Raw genomic sequence first — 19,679 nt, forward strand, 5'->3', positions numbered from 1 at the left:
CGCAGCCGCTCAGAAGCGATAGGACACGCCGCCATTGAGCGCGGCGCCGCTCAGCTTCTCGCCGGTGCGATAGTCGCCGCGCACGAAGCCGACCCATCCGGTGTCGATGATCTGCGCCGAGACGCCGAGGCCGAATTGCGCGAAAGCGCCGGAGCGCGACACGGAGATCGGCACATAGGTGACGTTCTGCTGGAAGCTCTCCTTCAGGCTGGTCTCGAACTCGTTCCAGCCGCTGACCGAGGCGAACGGCTGGAACGCGTATTTATTGTCGAGGACGAAGGAGGTTCCCGCCCGCAAGCCGACGCGGCCGAGAGTCGAGCGCACTGTGTCGAGCACGAGATAGGCCGGCGTCGTGCCCGCCGCCACCTGCAGCCGATCGAAATCGACGCTGGTGACATTGATCGCGGCCGAAGGCTCGATGAACCAATCATTGGGCAGATCCCAATGATAGCCGAGCGAGGCGGAGCCCGCCCAGCCGCGGCCCTCCAACGGCTTCTCATTGAGGCCGGCGCGATAATTGGTGATGTCCGCGTTCCAGAAATCGTGACGGAACTGCACATCGGCGAAGAAGCCGAAGCCGGTCGCCACCGCATAGACGCCGACGAATGGCACGTCGAAACGCGTCCGAGTGCCGGAGCCGAGGAGATCGTAGGAATTGGAGAGATATTGGCCGGCCATCACGCCGCCGTGCAGATTGATCTGCGTGTTCTCTATGTTGGAGAGCGAGGCGTCGAGGCCGACCTGATAGCCGCTGTAGAGCGTGCGCGTCTTCTCATTGGTGACGGCCGTGCCGCCAGCGGCGGTCGGCGCGCTGGAGGAGCTCGAGAGATCGGAACGGCCGACGGCGGCGCGCGTCCAAATTCCGAAATCGACGGCGTTTGGCTTCGCGTCGGGATGCGATTGCACGAAGGCCGAGGCGCTCTGGAAGAAGCCGGTGGTCGCCGAAGCGACCGCCGAGGCGACGCTACCGCCGATCGCCGACAGCGATCCGGTGTCGAGATTGGGGACGAGATACCATTGGCCGGGGCTGAGCTGCTGCAGGTTGAAGCTCACGAGGCCCGTATTGAGCGCCTGCGCGGCGCCTATGCTGGTGGTGGCGTTGCCGAGCTGGAATGTCGATGTCGAGCCGGGATTGGTCTTGGCGATCAGGATCGGGCTGGCGAAAAAGCCGGTCTGATTCTGGAACGGATTGACGATCACCGTCGTCACATTGCCGGAGCCGGCGCCGTTCACCAGCAGCTCGCCGGCCCGCTGTCCGCCGAGATCGGCGAAGCGCGCCGCCACATTCAGCACGCCGCCGCCCGTGTAACTGCCGTTGACGGTGAGCGAATTGGCGAGCGCCGCCGCTGTCGCGCCATTGGCGACCACCTGATTCGCCGCGGCGAGATCGAGCGTCCCATTATTGGTGAGATTGCCGGCGATGACGGAATTGACCGTCGTATTGGTCGTGCGGTCGCCGAGCGCGATGGTCGCATTATTGACGACGCTGGTCGCGCCGAGCGTGCGGCCATGGCCGAGCGACACGCCGATCCCCTGGAACTGCGCGCCCGCCGTGGCGTCGCCGGCCGAGCTGTTGGTCAGCGTTCCGATATTCGTGTAGTCGCCCGCTCCGACGATCAGCGCGCCATTGCCATTGTTGTCGAACTTGCCGCCATTATTGGCGAGCGCGGCGGTGACATTGAATGTCCCCGTATTGGTCACGCCGCCGCCGATGGCTCCGGCGGCGTTGACCTTGCCCTGATTGACGAAGCCATTGGTCGTCAGCAGCGCGCCGCCGTTGATGGCGATGGTCGAGCCGACGCCGTTCGTCGCGCTGGTCGCCGAGAGTGTGCGGCCGGAGGCGATCGTCACGCCGGTCGCGGCGGTGGAGCTGTTGGTCAGCGCGCCGACGCCGGTATAATCGCCGCCGGAGACGGAGAGCGTTCCCACGCCGCTATTGGCGAAATCGCCGCCGCCATTGGCGAGCGCGCCGGTCACGGTGAATGTCCCCGTGTTGGCGACGCCGCCGGCGATCGAGCCAGCCGCATTGGCGAGATTCGTGTTGATAAAGCCGCCGGTGAGCGCGCCCGTCGAGGTCAGCGTTCCCGCGTTCTGGATCGCCGCGCCAGTGGACGCCAGCGTTCCGGCGTTGACGATCGTCGCGCCGGCGCTGTTGATCACGCCGGTCGCGCTCAGCGTGCGGCCGGCCGCGATGGAAACGCCCGCGGCCGCGGTGGAGCTGTTCACGAAAGCGCCGATATTCGTGTAGTCGCCGCCGGTGACGAAGAGCGTTCCCACGCCATTATTGGCGAAGCCGCCCGCGCCATTGACGAGCGCGCCCGTGACGGTGAAGGAGCCCGTATTGGTCACGCCGCCGGCGAGCGAGCCGGCGACATTGGCCGTTCCGCTATTCGTCAGCCCGCCGGTCAGCGAGCCGCCAGTCAGCTGATTGAACGCGCCGCTATTGTTGAGGCCCGAGACCGCGCCCGAATTATTGAAGGTTCCGGCGTTCTGAATCGTGCTCGCCGAAACGAAATTGCCGGAATTGGCGATGGTCGCGCCCGCATTGTTGGTCGCATTGACCGCCGAGAGCGTGCGGCCCGCGGAGACGGAGACGCCGGTCGCGGCGGTCGAGCTATTCGTCAGAGTGGCGATATTGGTGTAGTCGCCGCCCTGAACGACGAGCGTTCCCGCGCCATTATTGGCGAAATTGCCCGCGCCATTGGCGAGCGCGCCGGTGACGGTGAAAGAGCCCGTATTGGTCACGCCGCCGGCGATGGAGCCGGCCGCTTTCGTCACGCCCGCCGCGGCGTTGACCAGCCCGCCAGTGACGGCGCCCGTCGTCGTGAAGGAGCCGCTATTGGCGACGCCGCCATTGACGGTTCCGTCATTGGTCGCCGTCGCGCTATTGGTCAGCCCGCCATTGAGGATGGCGCCGGCGTTATTGTTGAGCGTCCCCGTATTGACGAGGCCGCCGTTCAGCGTTCCGCCATTATTATTGTTGACGAGGCCGGCGTTCTGGATCGCGGCGGCCGAGGTGATCGTCGCATTATTGTTGATCGTCCCGCCGGCGCCCACGGTGAGCGCCGCGGCCGTCACCACGCCGCCGGCGTTATTGGTCAGCACGCCGCCATTGACCGCGAAATTCGTCGTCGCGCCGATGGTCCCGCTATTGGCGATGATGCCGCCGGTCTCGGTGATCGCATTGGCGGCGATCGCGCCGCCGGCGTTCTGAATCGAGCCCGCGGCCTGCGTGAGCGTTCCATTCACCGCGAGGCTGCCGCCGGCGATGGCGATCGCGCCATTATTGTTCAGCGCGCCTATGTTGGTGAAGCTGTTCGAATTGACGTCGAGCGTCGCGCCGGCGTTGTTGTTGACGGTCGAGCCATTATTGGCGAGCGCGCCCGTCAGCGTGAATTTGCCGCTATTGTCGATCTGCCCATTGATCGCGCCGGAGGCGAGCACCGTGCCGGCTACGCCATTGACGAGGCCGCCATTGACGGTTCCGCTCGTCGTCAGCGTTCCGCCCGTGACGGTCGCGCCATTATTGATCGTTCCCGTCGAGTTCAGCGTTCCGGCGAGGACGAGCGCGCCGCCATCCAGAGTGCCGGCGCTGGTCGCCGCGCCGGACGTCGTCAACAGGCCGGTGAGCCTGGAAGAAGCGAACAAATTCTGAAAGGTTCCAGCGAAGTCATTGGTCAGCGCGCCACTCCATACGCCACCATTGGAAATGGTTCCGCTCGAATTGACGGCGTTGCCGATCCAGTTTGACGCACTGGCGATCGAGCCCCCCGTGTTGGAGACGCTACCGAACCAAGCGCCCTGGTTAACGATCTTTGCGCCGGCCGAGTTCGACAGCACGTTTCCAGTCCACTGGCCTGTCGTTAGGTTGGTCACCGTCGCTGCAGCGCCGGAATTGATGAGATCGCCGTTGTAGATGCCGGAATTGAAAACCGAGCCGGTATTGGTGAGCGCGTCATTGACCTTGCCGCCGACCAAGACCGAGATCGCGCCCGAGTTGGTCACCCCGCCGAGCGCGGTGAGCGTCGCCGAAGCTCTTACGATGATCAAGCCGGCGTTGTTCACGGCCAATGAGCTTGACGCGCCGGAGACCGTTCCCTTTGAAATATCGACGGTCGCGCCGGCCGAGTTCTGCACCACATCGGTCTTCAGATCGCCGGTGACATTGAACGATCCGGCGAGATTATTGACGATTCCATTAATCGTCCCTTGAGCATTGGTCGTTCCCGAATTGGTCAGGCCGCCATTGACGACGCCTTGCGTCGTGAATGTTCCGCCCGTCACATTGACGCCGCCGCTGATCGTCGCGCCGACGGCGTTGGTCGCCGTTCCCAATGTCTTCAGCCCGCCCGTGACATTGCCGCCGGCGTAGTTGTTGAAGGTCGCGGAATTATCGACGGCGCCGGAGATCGTCGCATTATTGTCGAGCTGGCCGCCAGTGACTTTGGCCGCTCCGACTATGAGATTGTTGTTTATGAGCACACTGCCAGTGACCAGGGCGCCGCCGTTGAAGACGCCCGCATTGTTCGTCACCGCAACTCTCCCCAAGCTTTGGGTAACTAGGCCGTTGACGACGCCACCTGCAAGATTGTTGAACGTCCCGCCATTGTTAACGGTCCCAGTGATCGTTCCGCTGTTTTGAACAGACCCGCCTCTCACTCCGAAGAAGTTGGCGATACTGCCGATCCAATTGCCGCGATTGTCTATGAAACCCTGGTTGGGGCCGCCGACATTACCGATCCAGGTGGCCCCCGCTTGGTTGACGATGGAGCCAGCGTTGGCGCCGACACCGCCCTGCCAGATGCCGGTCGGCCCCGAATTGGTCACGACGCCGCCCGGTCCATTCTGCAAAAACGCGGTCACCACGCCGGAGTTGTTGACGACGCCTCGATTGACGAACTGGTCCGTGAGGCCGCCGCCGGCCTCGATGGTCACGGTGCCCTGATTGGTAAGAGTATTGAACTGCGCATCGACCACGCCGCCGGACTTGATCAGCAGCGCTCCATCGACATTGATGGCGCCCGCATGATTGGCGGCCGTGCCGACGCCGCCGCCCGCCGCGACCGTGAGGCCGGAGCCGGCGTCGATCTGAGTCGTTCCCGAATAGATATTCTGCCCTGTGACGGTCAGCGTCTTGCCGCCAGACACCTGCGTCGACAATTTGCCGGCGCCATCGCGCATCACGCCTGCGAAGGTCGAATCCGCGGCAAGGCCGTAGGTCACCTTCGCGGCGGCGCCATTGGTGGTGACGGTTCCGGTCCCCCCTATGCCGGCCACCGTGGCGTTGAACCCATTGAGATCGAAAGTCCCCGCCGCATTGACCGTCAGCGCGCTCGCGCCGCTGAGGCCGGTGGCGCTGTTCAGTCGCAGCGTTCCGGCGTTGACCGTGGTCGTGCCGGAATAGGCGTTGACGCCCTCGAGATTGGTGACGCCCGCCGTCGTCGTCAGACCGGTGGAGCCGGAGACGCTCTCGACGAAGCCGCCCGCGGAGACGATTCCATTGGCGCTCGTCAAGCCTCCATTGCGAATGCGGCCGCCGGCGAGATTGACCGTATCGATATTCTGCGTGACGCCGGCCCCGCCGAGATCCAGCGTTCCTGCGATGATCGTCGCGCTCCCCTGGCTGAAGGCGTTGGCGACGCCGGCCTTCAGCGTCTGACCGGCCGCGACATTGGTCGCGCCGGTGTAGGTGTTGCTTCCCGCGAGGGTTAGCGTCGCGCCGCCCGAACCCTGGACATCGAGCGCGACCTTGCCGGCTCCGTCCTGGATAACGCCGGAATAGACCGTGTCCACAGTGTTGCGGGTCGTGGCCGTGCTGGCGACGCCGCCATTATTGGTGATGACGCCTTTCGACGAGCCGGTCAGATTATTGGCGATGAAGGACTGACCATTGGCGTCCAGCGTCGCGCTTGTGGTCGCATCCTGGCCGACATTGAGGCCGCCCTCATGCGCGCCGACGACGGTGGCCGCGTTCAGATTGCCCAGCGACAGCGTCCCGCCGTCCACGGACAGCGCGCCAGCGTTGGTGACGGCCGCGAAAGCGGGCGTCAAAACGACAGCCCCCGAGTCGGTCGCCGACCCGAAATGCAGAGCGGTTCCCGCGCCGCCGTTCAAGGTCAATACATTGCCCGCGCCGGGCGCGATGGTCAGAGCTGTTCCGGCGCCGGCGCCGATGGTGGCGGAGACGCCCGACGCGACTTTCAGAGAATTGGTCAGCGTCGTCGTGACCGTCGATCGGAGCGTCGGAGCGGTCGCGCCGCCCGCGATCAAATTGACATCCCCGGCTCCGAGGGCGCTGGCAGAGCCGATCGTCAGCGCGCCGCTCTTGATGGTGGCGCCGCCCGTAAAGCTGTTGGCGCCGGAGAGCGTGACCGAATTCGCGCCCGCATCGACCGTGATCGCGCCCGCGCCGGTGATGCTGTTGGCGTAGGAGGCCGCATTGCCCGCGCCGGGCGTGTTCTGGTCGAAGGTCAGCACGCCGCCGGCGAGACCGATATTTCCGGTCAGCGCGCCTGCGCCTGTCGTCGTCAGCGTATTGGCGCCGCCGGTGAGGGTGAGGGCGTTGGCCCCGCCGGTCCCGATGATCTGGCCGGAATTCTTGATGGTGAGATCGCTGCCGACAATGCCGGCGCCGCCCGCGCCATTCGCTCCGGCCCCGCTAGCGCCCGCGCCGCCGAGGCCGCCGGCGCCGCCCTGAATCACGCCCGAGTTGTCGATCGTAAAGTTGGAGCCGGCAAAGCCCGCGCCGCCATTGCCGCCAGCGCCGCCGACGCCGAAGCCCGAGCCGCCTGCTCCGCCGGCCCCGCCCGCGCCGCCGGTGATCGAACCCTGGACCGTGATCGTGCTGTTGGCGCCGCCGCCGCCCGCCACGGCCGTGGTGAACAGACCGGCGCCGCCGCCGCCACCCGAGCCGCCATTGCCGCTGACCGCAGTGGCGGAGCCGCCCGCGCCGCCCGAGCCGCCGGTGGCCGCGCCCGCCGCGCTGACCGTGCTGGCCCCTGCGGCAGGAAGGGATTTGAGCACCAGCCCGCCGCCGGAGCCGCCACCGCCGCCCGAGCCGGCTCCAGCCCCGCCCGCGCCACCCGCTCCGCCGGCCTTGCCGGTGAGAGGGGCGAAGACGTTGAATGTGTTGTTGACCGTGAAGGCGCCGCCGCCGGCACCGCCGCCGCCGCCCTGATTCGCGGCGCCATTGGTTCCGGCCGCTCCCGCCGTATCAGTGCCGAAACCGGAATTGCCGCCCGCTCCGCCCGCGGCCACGCCGCCGCCGCCCGCGCCGCCCGCCGAGCCCAATCCGCCGCCGCCGCCGCCGCCGAGCGCCGCGCTCGCATTGCCGCCGACCGTCCCGACCGCGTCCGTCGTGGAACCGCTGGTTCCGCCGCCCGGATTGCCGCCGACGCCGCCCGCCTGCTGGGCGTGAACCGGCCCGGAAAGTCCGACCGAGAGAGCGATGCTGAGCGCCGAGACGCCGAGCAGAAGCCCGCCTCTATGAGAACTGCCGATCGAAAGGCCCGCGGATGGGGAACTCACGCTAGCGCCGTGACGGCCGGACAAACGGGTCATTCGATAGTCTCCAGAACTCGTCGAAATTCAAACGACAAAAATCACGTCGAGCGAGGCCGACGCGGGCCGACTCGCGCATTTCCACTTATGCGATTTCTATTTTCGATCGGGGAGCGCAGCAAGGTCACAGCTGCGCGTTCAGCGGGGGGCGCGGCTGCGCAGCGGACGGAAACGCCCACTAAGTGAATTACTTAAGTGTTTCTATGAATTTCTGTTTTTTGTCTGGCGTTCGCCGAATTTCAACGGCTGTGGCAATTATGCCACAGATCGTCAATGCTCCCGCGCCAGCGCATCCAGCGCCGGCGCGAGGCCGCGAAACGAGACGGGCAGCGCCGCATCCTGCCCGGCCGCGCTCTTGAAGGCGATGCGTCCCATGCCGTCGTGAGCGCGCCAGCGGGCGAGAATCGGCTCGGCGAGAGAAACGCTGGCGAAGCATCCCGACGCGGCGCAGCGCCGCCAGACGAGATCGAGCGGCTGCGGATCGGCGTCGCTCACCGTCACGCGCGGCGCCGCGTGAAAGGCGACATCGACCGGCACGACGATCGTCATGGAAAGCCCTTGCGCGCCATCCGGCTTGCCGAAGGCGATCTCCGCGATCGTCGCGCTCTTGTCCTTGACGAGGACGGATTGCAAAATCTCGCAGCTGCGATGCGACGTCTGCGCGCCTCCGGCCGCCAGGCAACGCAGCTGCCAATCGCCGAACACGCGCGGCGCCTCTCCTGTGGGAGAAGCGGCGGGCGCCTTTGCCGGCGCCGCCGCACGCGCAGGCGCGCTCGGCCGGTCCAGCGCATGAGCGACGGAAATCTGCAGAAGCAGGACGAGAGCCGATGCGATTGGACGAGCCATGACGAGCCTCGACGCGCGAAGACGATCGGATAGGCGGAGCGCGACGACTGATTACCCCAGCGAACGCCCGGCCTCAAGCTCGACTGAGCGGGTCCGCATGTCGCTCATCGGTCTACCCTGCCGCCCAACATATGACGCAGACCTCGTCTTCGAATTGAAAGAAACAAGAAATAGTATCGCGACCAAAAACACACTATCGTCAGGCGTACGTCTCGATCGACTTTCGCTCGCCCCGACGTTGGCGAGGCATGCGCACGCGCACGCGCTCATCATAGATCATCGAATTTCAGCCTGCATTCGAAAATGGCCTAAGGCAGAGACGGCCGATATGAAAGCAAAAAAAGACATCCCTCTGGCTCGATTGGCGGAAGCGCCATTCCTCTTGTTTTTTCCGGAACCAGGCAGCGATCCTCACCAGGAAATCATCGAATGCATATCCACTGTCGATCGGTCGGCTTTGCTCGTCTGGTGCGCGCGATTGAATCTTCTGCGTTCGATCTGCGGCGGTCTGCGCGACGAATTCGACTCCCTGCTCTCTCCTTACTTTTTCTCCGGCGAGCAAATCCGCCGAATGCGCGCGGTGCTGAAGCGCGCGGGCCGACCGCGCGGCGTCTACCTCTCGTGCTTTCAGAGGCCGGACCTGCTCGAATTGTTCAGATTGGCGGCGATGCTCGGCAACGATCGCGATACGGAGCAATCAGAATTGATGCTTTCGGACCCAATGGTGTTGATGAGGGCGTCATACTGCGCGAGGATGGCGGCGTTCGAACGCATCGTCAGAGCGCAGAGCGGGCCGGCGCTCGATAAGGAGACGACGACCGAGACAGAGGCGAGCTACAGCCTTCCGATATTCGCTCAAATGTTTCAAATGCAAGAAGGCTTGCTCCGCAAGGATGCGCAAGTCCTCGGCCGTTCCGCGATGCTGCTTTGCGACGCGTTTTTTTCGAGCAATCCACTCTGGCTTTCTCGCTTCGAATCGCTGGTCGGCATGTCGCTGGACGAGTGGCTCGGCTGCGTCATGCTGGCCGAGCGGCTCACGACGGGAGATCTCGCGCCAAACCCGCGACGCCGCATGCAGGATTTCGGCATTATCGATATCACGACGGTGAAAGACATTCCTCCCCAAGCGCGTTCTCGGCTAGAAGCGTTTCTCGTGCTCGAGACGCAAAACATAGATGCGCTGCGCGAAGGGTTGCTCGAGCGTCAGAGAGACAAGGTCGTTACGAAGGACACTCCGTTCGACACCGCGCCTCTGCGCGCCCGCCCTTTCGTCCGCACGAAGCGTGGTTCGGTTGTTCTTTCCGACCGAATGTTTCTGCAAGACAAGCTGTGGCTCGGTCCCTTGTTTCGTCTCCTCTCCGATGGCGTTCCCGCCGCCAACCTGTTCGCGTCGTTCGGGGCGGCGATCGAAACCTATGTCATCCGGCTGCTGCGGTCGGCGGCGATGCGCGCGGGAGACGCGAAGCGAATCGTCGTCGCGAATCCGAAAGCGGGCAGGAGCGAAATAACCGATATATGCATTCGCGAAGGCCCAATTCTGATAATGATCGAATGCAAGACGGCGTGGCTGCCGCAAAAGGCGCTGTGGGAATATGGCGACGCCGCATTCGTCACTGCGATCCGAGATCGTCTCGCGAGCTACGGAAAGACCAACAAAGGCATCGGGCAGCTGGCGAGATCGATCGTCGGCGTCGTGGAACGGACAATGATCCCGGACGACCCGACACTTTTCGCGGGTGTCGAGACGATCGTTCCGCTGCTATTGCTGCAAGACACGAGCGTCGTCCCCCCTGCGCTTCCGCCTTTTCTCGCGCGCGAGTTCGCGAGCGCGATCCGGGAATTTGCAAGAGAGGCGATCCAGGAGGCGGCAGGAGAATTTCGGCTCTGCAATATACGAATAATGTCGCCGACTCTGATGGCGCTGTCGGACTTCGAATTATTCGAGAGCATGATCGCCAAAAATTCGATAGCGGAACTTCTCAATACATATGTAGACCCTGAAAGGCTTATTCCATTCCACCTTCTGCTCGAGGGAGCGATAAAAGGCAATCCTCGAATTTCTATCGATCCGACGTCGATTATTTATAAGGAAGGCGTCGCCTTGAGATCGCGAGCAATGAAATCAACGGGGTTGAAGCCGTGACCATTAAAGCAACCTTTCGCAGTATCGTCAAAATTTTGGCGCTCGCTTTGTCGCTGAATACGCCTGCATTCGCGCAGAACGCTCCTGCGGCGAATCCGAATGCCGTGGTCGCGGCGGCGATCATTGCCGCGACAGCCTCGATCGTTTGTGCGCTGCTGTCATTCGCCGCGCTGATTTTCAATGAGTTTCGGCGACGGGCAAATGATCGGAAGATCGCCGCTTTCAACGCCGAGCTGCAAGAAAAGCTGGTTGGTCTGAAACGCCGAAGCGACGAGGAGATCGCGCGTCTCACGGCTGCCATCAAATTGCAGAGCGATCTCCAGCTCGCCGCCTTCTCGAAATCCGAGGAGGAGCGTCTTTCCGCGGCTTCGGCGCGGCGCGCCTATGAGTACGACGCTCGCAGACGCCTCTATCAGGAATGCGAGCCATTGTTGTTCCAGCTTTCACAAAACGCCGGAGTAGCGATCGGACGCGTGATAAGCTTGGCGCGCGAAGCCCGAGAAGGTCGGCTGGTCGCGTCGACGGGCGCACTTTCGGGCGAACTCATGGAAGACAGCGGCCGCGGCTATTATATTCGATCGACATTGTTCCAACTGCTGGCTCCGCTCGCGATCGCCTATCTCTTGCGGACGCAATTGACCCATCGTGACTTGACGCTCGATCCTTGGGTCAAGCGAGCATTCGCTCTTTCCGACGCTTCCTATCGGGCGTTCACGCGGGACTTTCAATTCGCCGCGCTCGACCCGGCTATTCCCGATTATCGAAACCGCGCGGATAGCTCCGCGAATTCCGGCGTCATCAAGCAAGGGGTGTTCCTCGGCCGCCTAGACAATTTGATGGAAGCGCTCATCGACGTCGAAGGTGAAAAACGGCGGATAATCACATTCGGACAATTCGAGAAGACGCTCGCCCTGCCGAATTCGACTCTGCTGCGAGCTCTCGCGCCGCTGACAAAAATCATCGCCAATTTTCATCCCGGCACGCATCCGGTGTTTTGGCGCATTCTGTGCGCCGAATATTTCTTGTTCCGTGCGCTGCGGCTCAACACGCGGAAGGAATTGGAAGACGGATCGCCGGACCGGGCGAAAACCGAATTAGAGCCGATCACCGACGACTTGTGCTGGAAGAACGTCATGGACGCCGAAGTCGAGGCGAGTATGCGAATCGGTTGGGAATATTTGATGAGGTCGTTGCCGAACTGAAGCTGCCGCGCTTGCCATCCGAACGGAGCCCGTTCGGTCGATTGGCGTCGCCTCTCAAAGAGAAATCAATCTATCAGAAATCCGAGTAGCAGCTATTTGAGATACTCTCGCAAAAAAGCGGCTTCGGGTCCCACACTCGATCGGCGCTCGGTTACGAGGAGCCACCAGCGTTGTGGTGTCCTTTGCCCCCTTTTTTTTACCTCCCTTCAAAACCCATCGCCCCCGGCGCTGGCCACAGGCGCGATCGAGGTCAGCGCGGTGAGAGCAATGGCGACGACGAGCAGCAGCGCCGCCGCCAGCGGCAGGCGGGAGCTGGCGATCTCGTCCTTCGGATGCACGGTTTCGGCGCGCTTATAGCCCGTGACCATTGCGCGCACGAGATTCTCGCGCTTCACCAGCACATAGGCGATCACCGCCGCGACATGAATGAAGACGGCCGCCGCCAGCACATAGAATCCCTTCCTGTGCAGCGAGGTGAGCAGCAGGCTCGTCTCCTTGCTCACCGCGCCGGCGAAGGGGCCGACATTGAAAATCTCGTCATTGGCGAAAAGGCCCATGCCCGCTTGCGCCAATAGGCCGAGCAGCAGACCGACGACCATCAGCGCGCCGAGCGGATTATGCCCGGCGTAGAGCGGCGCCCCGCCGCGCAGCAGGCCTCGCGCATACAGCCATGCCTCCCGCGGATGCCGCAGGAAGCTGGCGAAGCGCGCGTGCTTGGCGCCGAAGAGGCCCCAGAGCACGCGAAACGCAACGAGCGTAAGGACGGCGTAGCCGAAGCGGACATGCCAATCGAACCAGGCGACGCCGAGCCTGTTGGTCACATAGGCCCCGACGAAAGAGACGACGAGCGACCAGTGGAACAGCCGCACCGGCAAATCCCACACAAGACGCTCTTCTTTCGATTGCGCCTCCGCCGCCTCTGTGTTGGGCGGCCTGTCGATCACCGTCATCTTACGTCTCGCCGCGCTCGTTTGGCCTGACTACTTCGCCTTGTAGGAGTCGTGGCAGCCCTTGCAATCCTGGCCGAGATTGGCGACCGCGGTCTTGAAGGCTTCCGTCGCGCCCTTCTCCTTGCCGATCGCATCGGCGAAGACGCGGGCGTCCTCCTTGAACTTGGCGAGCTTCTTGTCGAATTCCGCCTTCTCTTTCCAGATTTCGGCTTTCGCCTTGCTGTCCGGCTCGCCGACATTGGAGACATCGGGGAAGGATTCGTCGAGCAGGCCGGCGATATAGGCGATGCGCTCGGAGCGCTTCTTGGCCTCCGCCTCGTCATAGGGGGCGTTGCCTCTGGCGACGGCGCCGAACCAGCGGAAGAAATTGCCGATCAGCACGAATTCCGCCTTGCGATTCTCCACCGCGATTTTCGCCGGCGTCGGGCCGGGCGCCTGCGCGGAGGCGGAATTCAGCGCGACGCAACCGGCGATGAGCGCGCCGCCGAGGAGAGCGAGCGAGCGCTTCGAATACAGACTCATGATCGTCCCTTTATATTCCGAGGTTTGAATGCTCAAATCTTGCCGGCTTTATGGCTCTCTTGCCATTGCCGCACGAATTGGAGCGTCTCCGAGACATGCTTGATCGGGTCCGAGCTGACGAAGGTCAAGCCGATTTTGCCGTCCGGCGTCACGACATAGGAGATGCGGTCGGAAACCGTGTCGCCATTCTGTGTCGGGCGGTCGCGCTTTGCGTCATAGGCGTTGATGACGGAAAAATTCGCGTCCGCCGCGACGGGGAACTTGTCGCGGCATTCCTTGGTGGAGAAATCGCGCTGCGTCTCAATCGTATCGGCGGAGACGCCGATCAGCGAAGCGCCGGCCGCGGCGAAATTGTCGTAATTCTCGGCGAACTCATGCGCCTCGATCGTGCAGCCGCGGGTGAAGGATTTGGGGTAGAAGTAGAGGACCACGGGGCCTTTCTTCAGCGCCTCGGCGAGAGAGAAGACGAAGTCCTTTCCGCCTATGGCGGCCTGGGCGCTGAAATCGGGCGCCGACGCGCCCGATTTCAACGCAGCGGAGGCCGGGACAGCCGCGAGAGCGACCGAAAGAGCTGTGAAAATCGCGAGCTTACGCATTTTGGCCTCACTTGGCGGCAGTGGCGGGCGCCGCGGCAGGAGCGGCGGCGGGAGCGGCGACCGCGGCCGTCGCGGCGGGGGCCGGCGGCGCGATCTTGGTCAGAGTTCCGCCTTCGTCCTGATAATCGAGCACGCCGATCGCGCCGACGACATGAAAGCCGAGGCCGGCGAGAATATCGCCGACGGCGCCGGCGCGATGCGCGCGATTGGACACGGTGACGATGAGACGGTCACGCGGAATATAGGAGAGATATTTCTGAACCTCTTTGGTCTGGATGCTCAGATACACCGGGAAGCCGCCATTCTTGATCAGTTCGTCGGGCCGACGAATGTCGAGCACCAGAAGATCCTCCGGCTTCGCCAGCAGAGCGTCGAAGGCGGCGCGATTGAGGCGCAGCGTCTTATAGGTATAGGCCGGATCATTCTGCGGCGTGACGGGCGCCGCGGCGGGAGCGGGGGCTTGCTGCGCATCGGCGCTGGCGACGAAAAACGCCGCGCCGAGCGCCAGGCCGAGGAAGAGCGTCGAGGCTCGCATGGCTGTTTCCTTTTCTTTCTCAGGCGCGCAGACGCGCATTGAAGAAGTCGACCGTGCGCTTCCAGGCGAGCTCGGCGGCCGCGGCGTCATAGCGCGGCGTGGTGTCATTATTGAAACCGTGCTGCACGCCTGGATAGACGAAAGCCTGATAATCGACATGAGCGGCTTTCAGCGCCGTCTCATAGGCCGGCCAGCCGGCGTTGATGCGATCGTCGACGCCCGCATATTGGATGAGCAGCGGGGACTTGATCTTGGCGACCTCCTCGGCCGGCGGCTGCGCGCCATAGAAGGGAACGCCGGCCGCGAGATCGGGCAGCTTGGTGGCGAGGAAATTGACAACGCCGCCGCCATAGCAGAAGCCGACCGCGCCGACCTTGCCATTGCCGAGCGGCGAATTCTTCAGCGCGCCGAAAGCCGCGATGAAATCATTGCGCGTCTTGGCCTGATCGAGCTTGGTGAAGAGCTCGCGGGCCTTGTCCTCGTCGCCCGGATAGCCGCCGAGCGGCGCCAGAGCGTCCGGCGCGAAGACGATGAAATTGGCCAGCGCGAGGCGGCGGGCAATGTCTTCGATATGTGGATTGAGGCCGCGATTCTCGTGGATGACGAGGACGGTCGGCAGCTTGCCTTCCACCTTGGCGGGCTGCACGAAATAGCCCTTCACCGTTCCATTGCCGTCCGGCGAGGGAACCTCGAGATTCTTGCCGACGATGCGCGGATCGTCCTTCTTGACGACCTCGGCCTCGGCGAAGCGCGGCAGCAGCTCGTCGAGGAAAGCGGTCGCGGCGGCGGCGCCGATGGCGATCTTCTTGGCGCCCTCGACAAAGCCGCGACGGTCGATGTCGCCATGCACGAAGAGATCGAAGAGCTTCAATATTCCGGGCGGGAACTCGTTTGCGGTCTTACGCGTCATGGGTCTGTTCCTCGGGTCTCTCAACGTGCGAGTCGGGGCTTGTAAATTTCGTGGCAGGTTTTGCAGACTTGCGTCGCCTCACGCGCGGAAGCGGCGGCGGCGTCGAACTCGCCTTTGTCGACCTTGGCGACGACATCGGCGATGAGGCGCGATCCATCACGGGAGATCGCCACGGCGTCGTCCTTGCCGCGCTTGGCGAAATAATCTTCCGTATAGCGGAATCCGTCGAGCAGCACTTCCGCATCCTCTTTCGCGGCCTGCGAATTTTGCGCGGTGATGTCCGGCTCGAAATATTTGATCGTCTTTTCGAGATCGCGCATCAGATCGTCGTCGTAATCGCGCAGGTCCAATGCGGCCAGCGCGGGCGTGGCGATCAGGATCGCGCAAAGGGCGAGACGCGCATAAGAATTTCGATAAGCGGAGATGCGGCTCATGGCGCTTTCTTACAATCCTGCCTCGAGGTTTCGTCTGTGCCGAGGACACGCCGCTGCGATCTCGCAACGCGCGCCGCGAGCTAGATCAGCGTGTCACGCCGGAGCCTCGAGGGCTCCGGCGAGTCTGATCAGGCGAGAATGTCGTTCACGACCTTGCCGTAGACGACCGTCGGACGCTCGGCGCGGCCGGCGCGCAGATAGATCGTCTTGAGATGATCGAGGCCCAGGAGCTGCAGCACGGTGGCGTGCAGATCATAGGTGTCGACCGGATTCTCGACGGTCTTGAGGCCGAGCTCGTCGGTACGGCCATAGGTGATGCCGTGCTTCAGGCCGCCGCCGGCCAGCCACTGGGTGTAGCCCCAGGGATTGTGGTCGCGACCATCGCCGCTCTGGCCGTAAGGCGTGCGGCCGAACTCCGAGGTCCACACGATGAGCGTGTCGTCGAGCAGACCGCGCGCCTGCAGATCGGCGAGCAGGCCGGCGATCGGCTTGTCGATCGCGCGCGCATGAGCGCCGTGATTGCGCTCGAGCTGGCGATGCGCGTCCCAATTGGCGTCGTCGCCCTGGCCGAGGCCGGCGATCGGACCGGACACGACATGCACGAAGCGCACATTGCGCTCGACGAGACGGCGGGCGCGCAGCAGCACCGTGCCCATGTCACGCGTCGCCTCGTCGTCGAGGCCGTAGAGCGCCTTGGTCGCCTCGGTCTCCTTGGAGAGATCGACCGCCTCCGGCGCCGTCGCCTCCATGCGATAGGCGAGATCATAGGAATTGGTGCGCGCGGCGAGCTCGCTGTCCTGCGGGCGCGAGGCGGAGCGAATGTCGTTGAGTTGATGCAGGAGATCGAGGCTCTCGCGCTGCTGCTGTAGACCGATCAGCTCCGGCGGAGCCTGATGCAGGATCGGCTGGGCGCCCGGACGGAAGGCAGTGCCCTGATAGACAGCCGGCAGGAAGCCCGAGCTCCAATTGACCGAGCCCGCGCGCGGCTCGCGCTGGCCGCCATAGAGCACGACATAGGGCGGCAGATCGGGATTGGCCGAGCCGAGCGCATAGGCGACCCAGGCGCCGAGCGAAGGACGGCCGGGGGAAAGATCGCCGGTGTTGAGCTTCAGGATCGAGATGTCGTGCGTGGCGCCGACGGTGACGCTGGACTTGACGAAGGTCAGCTTGTCGGCGTGCTGCCCGAGATTGGGGAGCAGGTCCGAGAACCAAGCGCCGCTCTGGCCATACTGCTTCCAGCTGCGCTTCGAGGCGAAGAGCTTGCCGACGCCGCCCTGGGTCGAGGTCTTGATGCCCTCGAGGAACGAGGCCGGAATATCCTGGCCGGCGAGCCGCTCGAGCTCCGGCTTATAGTCGTAGAGATCGAGCGTGCTGGGCGCGCCGTCCAGATGCACCCAGATGACCGATTTCACCTTGGCCGGGAAATGCGGCTGCTTGGGCGTCAGCGGATCGACGAAGGTCGCCGCGGCGTTGGCCTCGGGAACCCCGAACCAGCCGCCGCCCGGCATCATGCCGGAAACAGCGAAACCACCCACTCCATAGGCCGCGCTACGCAGCCATTCGCGACGCGATGTCTTGATGAGCATGAGATGCTCCCCTCGGTTCAGATTGCTGTGGTGTCTTTTAGAAGCGGTAGACGAAGTCGTTGCTGTTCACGACCGTGTGCACGAGATCGACGAAGGCCGAGGCGCGCAGCGGATCGACGAAATGCGCTTTCGTCGTCACCGGCACCGCGATCGAGAGCTTGCCGTTCTCGGCCTTCTCGGCGATCGTCTTCTGATGCTGATCGAGGAAGGCGTGCAGCGCCTTCACCTCCGGCTCGCTCGGCTTGCGGCCGAACAGCACGAGATAGAGGCGATCGAGCTGCGCGGCCTCATTGTCGCCGGCCTCCTCGATCACGCGGCCCGCCAGCGCCTGCGACCATTGGAAGACGAGCTCGCTGTTGTAGAGCGTCAGCGCCTGCAGCGGCGTCGTCGTCACATCGCGCTTGCTGTGAATCTGCTGTGCGTTCGCCATGTCGAACGTCTCCAGCAGGGGATAGGGCAGGCTGCGCCGCGTGAAGATGTAGAGGCTGCGGCGGGTGTGATCCTTCGGGTCCTTCGAGACGACCCAGGCGGGATCCTGATTGAAATTGCCGCCGCCGGCGAAATTCGTCGGAACGGGCGGGAACACGCTCGGGCCGCCGATACGCTCGTTGAGCTTACCGGACGCGACGAGGATCGAATCGCGGATTTCCTCCGCCTCGAGACGCTTGCGCGGGAAGACGGCCAGCAGCTTGTTCTCGGGATCGGCCTTGGCCACATCCTCGCGATAATCGGAGGACTGGCGATAGGTGGCCGAGAGCAGGATGGAGCGATGCAGCTTCTTCACGCTCCAGCCGTCCTTCACGAAGGTGAAGGCGAGATGGTCGAGCAGCTCCTGATTGGTGGGCTTGTCGCCGGCCTTGCCGAAATCGCTGACCGTGCCGACGATGCCCTTGCCGAAATACTGGTTCCACACGCGATTGACGAAGACGCGCGCGGTGAGCGGATTCTTCTCGCTCACCAGCCAATCGGCGAGCGCCGTGCGGCGGCCGGAGGAGGTCGCCGTCGGCTTGATGTCCGGAAGCTCGCTCGTGATGCCCTCGGGGAAGGCCGGCTGCACCTCATCGAGCGGCTTCTCGTGATTGCCGACGAAGAGAATATGCGTGGGCGGCGCGTCGCTATGGCCGAGCTCGGTGGCGGCGGTGAAGTTCAGCGAGCCCTTGTTGGAGCGCAGATTCTGGAACTTGCGCAGCTCCTGCGTCAGCTTCTGATATTCCTCCGCCTTCTTGACGATCTCCTCGCTGTGCTCCGGCGCAGCCTTGTCGTCGGCGGCGTAGCGCAGGAAGCCGGCGAGCGCCGCATCGTCCGTCACCGCGACGAGACGGTGATTGACCCAGCGGTCGAGCGCGTTCCACTGATCCTTCGGCTTGAAGATCGAGTCGCGGCTGTCGGTGAGATAGCGCTCTTTATGATATTTCAGCGCCGCCTCGCGGACAGAGTCGATGATCTCCTTCTGCCGCGCGCGAATGGCCTTGGTCGCCTCATTATAGACGGCCTGCTCCTTCTGGAACTCGGCCTCCACCTCGCCCTTCTTGGCGGGGACCTTCTCGTCGAAGGCGGTGTTGGCGAAGAAGGCCTGCAGAGAATAATAGTCCTTCTGCGTGAACTTGTCGGTCTTGTGATTGTGGCAGCGCGCGCAGCCGACCGTCGTGCCGAGGATCGCCTGGCCGACCGTGTCGACCATATCGGTCGTGATCTGATATTTGCGCTGCACCAGATCGCGCGAGTTGCTGTTGTCCGGGTAGCCGGCGAGGAAGCCGGTCGCGACCAGCACCTCCTGATCGCCAGGGGCGATCTCGTCGCCGGCGATCTGCTCGCGGATGAATTGCGCGTAGGACCTGTCGTCGTTGAACGCCTTGATCACATAGTCGCGATACCGGAACATGTTCGGCCGCGTATTGTCGTTCTGGAAGCCGGTGCTGTCGGCATAGCGCGCGAGGTCGAGCCAGAAGCGCGCCTGACGCTCGCCATAGCGCGGCGAGGCGAGCAGACGGTCGATGAGCTTCTCATAAGCGTCCGCGCTCTTGTCGTTCTCGAAGGCGGCGACCTCCTCCGGCGTCGGGATGAGGCCCCAGGCGTCCAGCGTGGCGCGGCGAATGAAGGTGGCGCGATCGGCGTCGGGTGAAGGCGTCAGGCCGCGCGCCTCGATCTTGGAGAGCACGAAAGCGTCGAAGGAGGAATGCGACCAGTCCTTGTTCTGCACATTCGGCGCGAAGGGCTGGTAGGCCGGCTGCCACGCCCAATGTGGCTTGCTCGCGCGCGGCGACTCGGTCGTGGCGGCGGCCGGCGCCTTCTGCTCTTCGGCGATCGCGAGGGCGGCCGCAGAGGCGCTCAACATCATTGCGATCACGGATCTTTTCAAGGTCTTCGTCATGTGCCCGCAACCTCGTCTTTTCTC

Annotated in this window: 13 protein-coding genes; 2 read left to right on the forward strand and 11 right to left on the reverse strand. The window is 63.8% G+C overall.

The genetic code is table 11. The annotated features are described in order from the left end of the window. Positions 1-9 precede the first annotated feature (9 nt). Together K369_RS18895 and K369_RS18905 are read right to left on the reverse strand one after the other, a co-directional pair. Entirely contained in the window at positions 10-7,527 is a 7,518-nt protein-coding gene (locus K369_RS18895) for a hypothetical protein (protein WP_051949405.1), read from the reverse strand. A 303-nt stretch (positions 7,528-7,830) separates the two neighbouring features. Continuing rightward, a complete protein-coding gene (locus tag K369_RS18905; RefSeq protein WP_051949406.1) occupies positions 7,831-8,406 on the reverse strand; it encodes an invasion associated locus B family protein in 576 nt (191 codons plus the stop codon). Positions 8,407-8,503: 97 nt separating this feature from the next. Between K369_RS18905 and K369_RS18910 the strand changes: the two genes are divergently transcribed. Then, positions 8,504-10,549 (forward strand): hypothetical protein, encoded by a 2,046-nt coding sequence (locus K369_RS18910; RefSeq protein WP_156967977.1) that lies wholly within the window; start codon positions 8,504-8,506, stop codon positions 10,547-10,549. A gap of 443 nt (positions 10,550-10,992) precedes the next feature. Here K369_RS18910 and K369_RS27390 read toward each other — a convergent pair whose 3' ends face one another. Next, positions 10,993-11,355: a hypothetical protein gene (locus tag K369_RS27390; protein WP_156967978.1), complete on the reverse strand. Its 363-nt coding sequence runs from the start codon at positions 11,353-11,355 to the stop codon at positions 10,993-10,995. Between the two features lie 30 nt (positions 11,356-11,385). Here K369_RS27390 and K369_RS27395 point away from each other — a divergent pair, with 30 nt between their 5' ends. Then, positions 11,386-11,751: a hypothetical protein gene (locus K369_RS27395; RefSeq protein ID WP_156967979.1), complete on the forward strand. Its 366-nt coding sequence runs from the start codon at positions 11,386-11,388 to the stop codon at positions 11,749-11,751. Positions 11,752-11,957: 206 nt separating this feature from the next. On the opposite strand, the gene K369_RS18920 is transcribed toward K369_RS27395, so the two are convergent. The 8 genes from K369_RS18920 to K369_RS18955 all read right to left on the reverse strand — a co-directional run bounded on the left by K369_RS18920 (position 11,958) and on the right by K369_RS18955 (position 19,655). After that, positions 11,958-12,701: a cytochrome b/b6 domain-containing protein gene (locus K369_RS18920; RefSeq protein WP_051949407.1), complete on the reverse strand. Its 744-nt coding sequence runs from the start codon at positions 12,699-12,701 to the stop codon at positions 11,958-11,960. 30 nt (positions 12,702-12,731) lie between these two features. Further along, entirely contained in the window at positions 12,732-13,223 is a 492-nt protein-coding gene (locus tag K369_RS18925; RefSeq protein WP_036295858.1) for a cytochrome c, read from the reverse strand. A gap of 32 nt (positions 13,224-13,255) precedes the next feature. Beyond that, positions 13,256-13,819, reverse strand: a complete 564-nt coding sequence (locus K369_RS18930; RefSeq protein ID WP_036293294.1) for a peroxiredoxin — start codon at positions 13,817-13,819, stop codon at positions 13,256-13,258. Between the two features lie 7 nt (positions 13,820-13,826). After that, positions 13,827-14,354, reverse strand: a complete 528-nt coding sequence (locus K369_RS18935) for a sulfurtransferase (protein ID WP_051949547.1) — start codon at positions 14,352-14,354, stop codon at positions 13,827-13,829. Positions 14,355-14,373: 19 nt separating this feature from the next. Continuing rightward, complete coding sequence (locus tag K369_RS18940) at positions 14,374-15,264, reverse strand: dienelactone hydrolase family protein (protein ID WP_036293297.1); 891 nt, start codon at positions 15,262-15,264, stop codon at positions 14,374-14,376. 20 nt (positions 15,265-15,284) lie between these two features. Continuing rightward, on the reverse strand, positions 15,285-15,698 hold the full coding sequence (locus K369_RS18945; RefSeq protein WP_024881602.1) for a hypothetical protein: 414 nt from the start codon (positions 15,696-15,698) through the stop codon (positions 15,285-15,287). Between the two features lie 128 nt (positions 15,699-15,826). After that, a complete protein-coding gene (locus K369_RS18950; protein ID WP_036293300.1) occupies positions 15,827-17,284 on the reverse strand; it encodes a DUF1501 domain-containing protein in 1,458 nt (485 codons plus the stop codon). Positions 17,285-17,321: 37 nt separating this feature from the next. Then, positions 17,322-19,655 carry a DUF1549 and DUF1553 domain-containing protein gene (locus K369_RS18955; protein ID WP_198033160.1) on the reverse strand — a complete coding sequence of 778 codons (2,334 nt, stop codon included), beginning with the start codon at positions 19,653-19,655 and terminating at the stop codon, positions 17,322-17,324. Positions 19,656-19,679: the final 24 nt, after the last annotated feature.

The sequence above is a fragment of the Methylosinus sp. PW1 genome (assembly GCF_000745215.1).
In the GTDB taxonomy this organism is placed as follows: Bacteria; Pseudomonadota; Alphaproteobacteria; order Rhizobiales; family Beijerinckiaceae; genus Methylosinus.